This window comes from Coraliomargarita sinensis (assembly GCF_003185655.1).
Classification (GTDB): Bacteria; Verrucomicrobiota; Verrucomicrobiia; order Opitutales; family Coraliomargaritaceae; genus Coraliomargarita_B; species Coraliomargarita_B sinensis.
Map to the genome: position 1 here is coordinate 196807 of NZ_QHJQ01000007.1, position 8184 is coordinate 204990.

The following is an 8184-nucleotide window of genomic DNA, read 5'->3' on the forward strand; positions in this document are numbered from 1 at the left end:
TTTCAGAAAGCGAGGTGCGAAGGCTCAAAACTGAATCGCAGGAGAGGACGGCAGACTCGCAGTCAGTTGGTAGGTTTAGGAAAAGATATGATTCTCGTTTTAGCGCTGGCGGCTAAATCCGTCAAAAAAAAACCTGTCCTATAAGGCGCTAGATTCTTAAAACCGCAGAGGTGCAGTAATTTACAAATAAAATCTTTTCCTTAGCTCGGATGGGATAAGGCAGCACCGATGCGCTCGTCCGATTCCCTTACAACCGTTTCCGCATTCGTCTCAGCGGCTTCTACCCGCTTGAATAACTGCATCGAGTTCCTGCTGCAGCTCCACAAGTTTTTCGGGCTTCTTCACGGCCAGATTAAATAGCTCAGCTGGATCTTCCGACAAATCATAAAGACGATCCTCGATATTTCCCCGCCGGTAAATCTCTTTGGGCAGGTTAGCTCCGGCGACTGGTTGGGTATACTGAGCCCGGCCCCGAACTAATTTCCAAGTGCCCTTGCGATAACCGAAGTTGCCACCGTTGCCATTATCCTGTTGCACGAGGGCGCTGCGGCCTGCCGCACCCGGCTCCCCCAGTAATGCACCAATCACATTCATACTGTCCAGCGCAGCCTTTTCCGGCAGATCGACTCCGTTCAATGCCGCGAAACTGGCGGGAAAATCGATCGTGCAGACCATCTCCCGGGAAACGCCCGGCGCGATGCGCCCCTTCCAATAGGTAATAAATGGCGTGCGGGTTCCGCCTTCGAGGACGCTGTATTTGCCACCGCTCCAAGGGCCGTTGGGTTCGTGCAGGCCAAGTTCTTCTCGGGCACCATCCTTGTATCCATCGTCAAGCACCGGCCCATTATCCGAACAAAACACGACCAGAGTATTTTCTTCGATCCCCTGTTCCCGCAAAATTTCCATCAGTTCACCGACGCACCAGTCGAGCTGGAGAATGGCGTCGCCACGGTAGCCGAGACCGCTCTTCCCTTGAAAACGCTCGTGCGGCATGCGCGGTACGTGATTATCGTGCGAGGCGAAGAACAGGAAAAAGGGCCTGTCTTTATTTTCCGTGATCCAGCGGCGGGACTGTTTCACCCATTCGTCGGCCAGGTCCTCATCGCGAAAACGCGCGGCCTGCCCACCGGTATAAAACCCGATACGGCTGATGCCATTATGGATGGTGCCGTTGTGTCCGTGGGACCAATCCATTTTCAGGCTGTCGCGATGCGTTTTCCCGGTCGGATGACCCGGAGACGGCTTTTTCCGGCCCACCCAAAGGGGATCGTCAGGATCGAGATCTTTTACGCGGTGGTTTTCGACATAAACCTGAGGCACCCGGTCGTTGGTCGTCGGAAGCAGATAGCAATAATCAAAGCCGATTTCCAGCGGACCCGGCTTCAGTTCCCCGTTCCAATCCGGGCCTTCGCCCGGAGCACCTAAACCAAGGTGCCACTTGCCTATCACGGCCGTGCGGTAACCCGCTTGCTTCAAAAGTGAGGGCAGAGTCTCCGTGCCGGGCTGAATCACGGAAGGTCCGTTGGGTGGCGCAATGCCAGTACCCTTTTTGCGAAAGGCGTAGGTTCCGGTCAACATGGAGTAGCGCGTGGGCGTGCAGGTCGAGGCCGAACAATAACCACTGGTAAAACGAAGGCCGTCCTTGGCCAACTGGTCGATATGCGGTGTCTCGATTTCCGTAGCTCCGTAGGCCGAGACGTCACCATAGCCAAGGTCGTCCGCCATGATGACAATGATGTTGGGTTTCTCTCCCTCGCCGACACATAAAGCGGCACAAAGGAATGCCAGGAGCGATGGGATGGTAATGTATTTCATAACTACAAACCGACTGGTGTATTTCAAGAGAGGCTACTCCCGTTCCTCAAACCACTTCTGGACACCTTTCACATCCCGGCAATTTAATATCTGATCACGCGAAAGTCCGCCCTTTCGGGCCACGTTCACACCGGCTTCAAAGTAGTCCAGGCCTTCGGTCCGGTGGGCATCGGGATTGATGGCACACATCAGGCCCTTATTCGCCGCCCGTCGCCAGAGGCGCCAGTCCATGTCGAGGCGGCGCGGGTTGGCATTGATCTCGATTATCACCCGGTTGGCGATAGCCGCATCAATCACCTTTTGCAGGTTGATTTTAAACGGCTCACGACGCAGCAGGAGACGTCCCGTCGGATGGCCCAACATGGTCGTGCCGGGGTGCTCGATCGCCTTGATCACCCGGGCCGTCATCTCTTCTTCACTCTGGCTGAAGCTGGAATGAACCGACATCACGGTATAGTCCAACGCCTGCAGAGTGCCATCCTCCAGATCGAGCGAACCATCCCGCAGGATGTCGCACTCGATTCCGGCAAAGACATGTACGGGGGATTCCCCGGATTCATTGAAGGCCCGGATCTCTTCAATCTGTTTCAGCACCCGCTCGTCGTCGAGCCCATTGGCCTGATAACTGGCTTTGGAATGATCGGCCAAGCCAAGATAGTCCCACCCTAGATCCTGAGCCGCAGCCGCCATCTCCTCAATCGTCGCCCGCCCGTCCGAAGCGGTGGTATGATTATGAAAAACACCCCGTATTCGGTCTTTGGATACGAGATCCGGAATCTTCTCCAACTCCAGCTCTCCCATTCCCTCGCGCAGCTCCGGCGGGATCTCGGGCAGGCCCAGAAAGGCAAACAAGTCTTTCTCGCTGGTGATACCTACCCCCTCACCCGGTCCGGTTTCCCGCTCAGCGGCACCCGGTCTTGTCGTCGCTTCGCTCCTCGAAACACCTTCACTTTCACTCTCACCTTCACTCTTCTTGATCCCCCATTCGCTCAAGCTGTATCCCTTTGACAAAGCCCGTTGCCGCATGGCCACATTATGGTCCTTCGAGCCGGTAAAGTGGTGCAGGGCGAAGGCGAACTGAGCCGCCGGCACGACCCGCAGGTCGGCCTGAAGACCGGATTCGAAACGGACGCTGGATTTGGTCTTACCTTTTGCGGTCACCTCCCGCACTTCCTCGCGTGAGGTAAACCAGTCCATCACCTTTTCCGGCTCGGACGAGGCGACGATAAAGTCGAGGTCGCCTACCGTTTCCTTCAACCGGCGCAGGCTGCCGGCCACCTCGGCCCGCTCCACTTGAGGCAGTTCGCGTAGTCCAGCAAGAATCGGTTCGGCCACTTCACGCGCTCGCCACCAAAGGTGACGCTTGGCATAGGCTTCGCGGTTTTCAATCCCGCTCAAAATTTTCTCTTCCGACTTTTTTCCGAAGCCCTTCAACGCTGCGACCTTGCCCACCTCGCAGGCCGACTTGAGACCCTCAACCGTATCGACATCAAGTTCGTCGTGCAGCCGCTTGACCTTCTTCCCGCCCAGTCCGGGGATATCGAGCATCTCAATCAGGCCGGGGGCGACCGAGTCGCGCAGCTTCGTGTAGTATTCCAGCTCGCCGGTTTCATAGAGCGTCTCAATCTTATCGACCAACGCCGAGCCGATCCCTTTGACCGAACCCAGCTCACCCGACTCGATCAACTCGCCGAGATCCTCCTCCATCGTCTCCAGGGCCCGTGCGCCCGTCTGATATGCGCGGATTTTAAAAGGGTTTTCCCCTTTCAGCTCCAAGAGCACCGCGATTTCTTCCAGAACCTCAACAATGTCAGCTTTATCCATGTCGCTTCATGCAAACAGCTGCGAAGGGCTCGGCAAAGCAAATTAGTCCTCCGCCCCGCAGGAGAGAAACTCTTCAATTTTATATTTGCGCAGCTTTCGGCGCACCCAGTCGAGCGCGGCGTGCACGGCCCGGGTCTTTACATCCATGCGCCCACCCGTGTACCGAACAGTCTTGGCCCAAACACCGACCGGCGAGTGGTAGCCGATATGAATGGTACCGACCGGGTTTTTCTCGTCGCCCCCCTCAGGTCCGGCGAAGCCGGTCACACTGATCCCGTAATCCGCCGACAGGCGCTCCGCGATCCCGGAGGCCATGGCGATGGCACACTCCGGACTGACCGCACCGTGCTGTTCCAGAATCGGTTCGGGCACGCCGACCTTGGAGACTTTGACATCGTTGCAGTAACAGACCACGCCGCCGACAAAGACCTTGGACGAACCGGGGATGTTGGTGAACGCATCGCAGAGGAGGCCGCCCGTGCAGGATTCGGCCACTGCCAGAGTGCGGTCAAGCGCCCGCAACTCGTGAAAGACTACGTCGGCCAGTGAGCAGTGCCCATAGCAAACAAAGTCCTCCCCGAGCAACTCGCGCGCTTCATGTGCGATTTCCTTGATCTGCCCCAGCGATAGAGACCCGTCACGGCTGCTCAGGCGTACATCGACGATTCCATAATGCACACAGTAGGCCACCGTAAGTCCGGGGTGGTTCGAAAAGATCGGCTGCAAGCTTTCTTCAACGGAGGATTCCCCCACCCCGCAGGTGCGGAGCTGGACATAAGCCTGTTCCTTCGAGAGCACGCCCATCTCCTGCAGAATCGGAATCGCCTGTTTTTCAAACATCGGTCGCAGCTCCTGCGTGGGACCGGGCAGCATGATCAATATTTTGCCGTCGCGCCGGAGCAGCAAGCCCGGCGCAGTGCCCCGCTCGTTGTGTAGCACCTCGCCGCCCGAAAAGTAATAGCACTGCTTTTCATGGTGCTTGGCCACCTTACGGCCCAGGAGTTTGAAGCGGGCCTCAATCGCATCGAGTATCGATTGGTCAAATAACAACTCGGCGCCCAGAGCCTCGGCCACGTTCTCTCGGGTCATGTCATCAGCGGTAGGCCCAAGCCCGCCGGTCGTAATCACAATATCGGAATGTTCCCAGGCATCGAGGAAAGCACGTTGGATCTCGGTCTTTTCATCTGTAATCACCCGACTGCGCTGAATGGGCAGGCCGTAACGTGCGAGTTGGTCGCCAAGATAGACCAAATGTGAGTTATCTCGGATGCCGACGAGCAGCTCGTCGCCAAAATTGATCACTTCAATGATAGGAGTCTTGGACATTGGTCGGTTTTTAAGCTTAGTAGTTTTCGGATAGTACACTAATTTGTCACAAATGCCAGAGTCGGGTAAAGATAAGTCCAGATCAGGGCTGAAAGAGAAAGTGCGCAAGCTGCCGCACAAGCCGGGCGTGTATCTAATGAAGGACCGCCTCGGCCAGACGATCTATGTGGGCAAGGCCAAGGACCTGAAAAAACGGGTCAGCACCTACTTTCAGGCTTCGCGCAAGCTCATGATCGCCCAGCCCAAAGTGAGGGCGATGATCGACCTGATCCACGACTTCGAGATCATCCTGGTAAAATCGGAGGCGGAAGCGCTGCTTCTCGAGGGCCAGCTGATCAAAAAATACCGGCCGCGCTACAATACCGACTTCACCGACGACAAGCGATTCCTGCTCGTACGAGTGGACCTTCGGGAAACCCTGCCCCGTTTCCGCCTGACCCGCAACCGGACGGACAGCGGCTCCCGCTATTACGGCCCCTTCGCCCACTCCGGCCATTTGCGCAAAACACTGGCCGAGCTGCGCCGCGAATTCGGCATCCTGCTGCATGACGCAAAGCCGGTTGACCTCGGCGACGGACGCTGGCGTCTCTACGACGATGCCCGACAGGAAATCTACGAGCACGAAAACGAGATCACAGAAGAAGAGTACAAGGAGCGCCTGGATGCCGCCTGCAAATTCCTTGAGGGCAAGGCCCGCGAGTGGCTGGGGGAACTGAAGGAGGAAATGAAGAGGGCCGCCGAGAGGCGCGATTACGAGACCGCCGCCTCGCTCCGCGACCGCATCGCCGCACTCGAGCAGACCGCGGCGCGGACCCGTAAATTCGAGCGGAACCTGCTCCACACCCAAAACAGCGAAACCGTGCTGGAGGAACTCAAGCAGAAGCTTGGCCTCGCCCGAAAACCGGTGCACATGGAGTGTTTCGACATTTCCCACATCTCCGGCAGCTTCTGCGTGGCTTCCATGGTCGCCTTCCGCAAAGCCAAGCCCGATCGCAAAAACTACCGGCGTTTCAAGATTCGCTCCTTTATCGGCAACGATGATTTCCGCGCCATGGAGGAAGTCGTTGGCCGACGCTACCGGCGGCTGTCCGATGAGGGCAAAAAATTTCCCGACCTCATCGTGATCGACGGCGGGGCCGGCCAGGTCACGGCTGCCCTCAAGGCCTTCCTCTCGCAGGGGCTGGAACCACCGGAGCTGATCGGCTTGGCCAAGCGGAACGAAACCGTCATCTTCTCCGACGGACGCAAGCCGCTCAATCTCGAGCACAACGACCCCGCTCTGCGCCTATTACAGCACATCCGCGACGAGGCCCACCACTTCGCCAACAGTTTTAACGCCGAACTGCGCAGCAAGCGACTCAAGGAGTCCATCCTCGACGACTTCAAGGGCCTCGGCACCCGGCGCAAGCAACAGCTCCTGCTTCACTTCGGTAGTATCCAGAAGCTGCGCGGCGCCAGCGTCGAGGCGCTCACCGAAGTCGAAGGCATCGGCAAATTGACCGCCGAGCGGCTGGTCGAATTTCTGCAGGACTCGTAGGGGTGCTGCTTCCTCCTTCGCTCGAAGCTACGGCGAGACATGTGTCGGCACCCGCGAACGCTGTTTGATCCGTCGAAAGTTTGGTTATGTATACGAACTTTCGCGGGCTTCGTCGTTCGACAAACTCACGGCCTTCGGAGAGGGAAGCCCCTACGCACGTCGCAAATCCCGGATCCCGGGTCCCTTTGCCCTAATCCCCAAACCCGTCCGGATTGGCCTCGTGCCACTTCCAGGCGGTGGCGATGATGTCCTTCACATCGGTGAACTTAATCTCCCAGCCAAGCTCGGCCTGCGCCTTGGAGGAATCGGCGTAGAGCGCGGGCGGATCGCCAGGGCGGCGGTCGGCTTCGACCACCGGCACTTTCTTGCCGGTCACTTCCTCGACCGCGTTGATAATCTCACGGACGGAATTGGGGGTGCCGGTGCCGAGATTGTAGAAACAGCTCGCGCCGGGCTCCGCCAGTTTTTCGAAGACGGCGATGTGGGCACGCGCCAGATCGTCCACGTGCACGTAGTCGCGCAGGCAGGTACCGTCCGGCGTGTCGTAGTCCGTGCCGAAAATTTTGATGTTTTCCCTGCGTCCGGTGGCGGCGTCGATGACCAGCGGAATAAGGTGGGTCTCGGGGTCGTGGTCCTCCCCGATGCTGCCGTCTTCAGCGGCACCGGCTGCGTTGAAATAACGAAAGGCGGCAAAGCTCAGGCCATAAGCGTGGGCGAAAGCCTTAAGGCAGTTCTCGACATCGAGCTTGGTCTGACCGTAGGGATTGATCGGCTTCTGTGGCAGGCTTTCCACCATCGGCAGGGTTTCCGGTTCACCATAAGTCGCACAGGTCGAGGAAAAGACGAACTTGTTCACCCCCTCATCCAGCATGGTTTCAAGCAGACGGAGGGTGGCGACAAAGTTGTTCTCGTAATATTTGCGCGGTTCCGTGACGGACTCGCCCACGTAGGCGAACGCCGCGAAGTGCATCACCAGATCAATCTTCTCGTCTTTCAGGATGGGCGCCACGACATCAGGATCGCCCAGATCGCCGTCATAAAAGGGAATATCGGGCGCCACCGCCTTGCGATGGCCGAAGACCAGATTATCCAGCACCACCGGACGATGCCCGGCAGCCTGCAGCTGGCGAACGCAATGACTGCCGATGTACCCGGCTCCTCCTACGACTAAAACATTCATGATGTTTCTCTTTAAGCCGGCACGATGACCTGTCCAAACTAAAAGTAGACTTCACAATACCAATTTACCCGAACACCTGCATCCTCAGTCCTTGAATGGTGGCAAGATCCTGCCAGTCGGCCCCGCGCAGTAGATTCGGTTTGGGCGGATATTTTCGTTTTTTCTCCCGTTGCCAGGCCCCAGCGTAACTCCGGACGAAGTCCTGACTGCCCAGGATGGCCCCATCGGTGAAGTAGCGCACCCGGCAGCGCAGCACAGTAGCTTTCGGCAGGAGCGCATCCTCTTTTTCAAGTACCTTCAGCGCCTTCTTCCGGCTGATTTCTGATACGGACCGATCACTGGCCCGCTTGCCAAAAATCAATGACCGGTGATCCCTCAAAGCGGCTTCAAAATGCCGGCGCTCCCGCGCCGAACCGTCCGCATGGGCGGCCCAGACCAGGGAGAGCCCTTTCCTCGCCAGCCTGTTTCCCGCCACCGCTTCGGCATAACCACAAAAGCGGTA

Annotated in this window: 5 protein-coding genes and 1 pseudogene; 1 reads left to right on the forward strand and 5 read right to left on the reverse strand. The window is 57.7% G+C overall.

Annotation, left to right across the window (positions count from 1 at the left end; translation table 11 throughout):
* Positions 1-270 precede the first annotated feature (270 nt).
* Genes DDZ13_RS10930 through DDZ13_RS10940 form a run of 3 tightly spaced genes read right to left on the reverse strand, consistent with a single transcriptional unit; the run spans position 271 to position 4965 of the window.
* A complete protein-coding gene (locus DDZ13_RS10930; RefSeq protein WP_110131489.1) occupies positions 271-1815 on the reverse strand; it encodes a sulfatase family protein in 1545 nt (514 codons plus the stop codon).
* 33 nt (positions 1816-1848) lie between these two features.
* Positions 1849-3639 (reverse strand): DNA polymerase/3'-5' exonuclease PolX, encoded by a 1791-nt coding sequence (locus tag DDZ13_RS10935; protein ID WP_110131490.1) that lies wholly within the window; start codon positions 3637-3639, stop codon positions 1849-1851.
* A gap of 42 nt (positions 3640-3681) precedes the next feature.
* Positions 3682-4965 (reverse strand): competence/damage-inducible protein A, encoded by a 1284-nt coding sequence (locus tag DDZ13_RS10940; RefSeq protein WP_110131491.1) that lies wholly within the window; start codon positions 4963-4965, stop codon positions 3682-3684.
* Positions 4966-5017: 52 nt separating this feature from the next.
* Between DDZ13_RS10940 and DDZ13_RS10945 the strand changes: the two genes are divergently transcribed.
* Positions 5018-6502 carry an excinuclease ABC subunit UvrC gene (locus DDZ13_RS10945; protein ID WP_110131492.1) on the forward strand — a complete coding sequence of 495 codons (1485 nt, stop codon included), beginning with the start codon at positions 5018-5020 and terminating at the stop codon, positions 6500-6502.
* A 190-nt stretch (positions 6503-6692) separates the two neighbouring features.
* Here the strand turns inward: DDZ13_RS10945 and galE are convergent, their stop codons facing one another.
* Both galE and DDZ13_RS15515 read right to left on the reverse strand, forming a co-directional pair.
* Positions 6693-7682, reverse strand: coding sequence for a UDP-glucose 4-epimerase GalE (galE, locus tag DDZ13_RS10950; protein WP_110131493.1), 990 nt, complete (start codon positions 7680-7682; stop codon positions 6693-6695).
* Between the two features lie 64 nt (positions 7683-7746).
* Positions 7747-8184: pseudogene (locus DDZ13_RS15515) on the reverse strand (transposase); the annotation flags it as partial.

Coding starts and splice junctions, on each gene's coding strand:
- DDZ13_RS10935 (WP_110131490.1), bottom strand. CDS start 3,639: ATGGATAAAGCTGACATTGTTGAGGTTCTGGAAGAAATCGCGGTGCTC.
- galE (WP_110131493.1), bottom strand. CDS start 7,682: ATGAATGTTTTAGTCGTAGGAGGAGCCGGGTACATCGGCAGTCATTGC.
- DDZ13_RS10940 (WP_110131491.1), bottom strand. CDS start 4,965: ATGTCCAAGACTCCTATCATTGAAGTGATCAATTTTGGCGACGAGCTG.
- DDZ13_RS10930 (WP_110131489.1), bottom strand. CDS start 1,815: ATGAAATACATTACCATCCCATCGCTCCTGGCATTCCTTTGTGCCGCT.
- DDZ13_RS10945 (WP_110131492.1), top strand. CDS start 5,018: ATGCCAGAGTCGGGTAAAGATAAGTCCAGATCAGGGCTGAAAGAGAAA.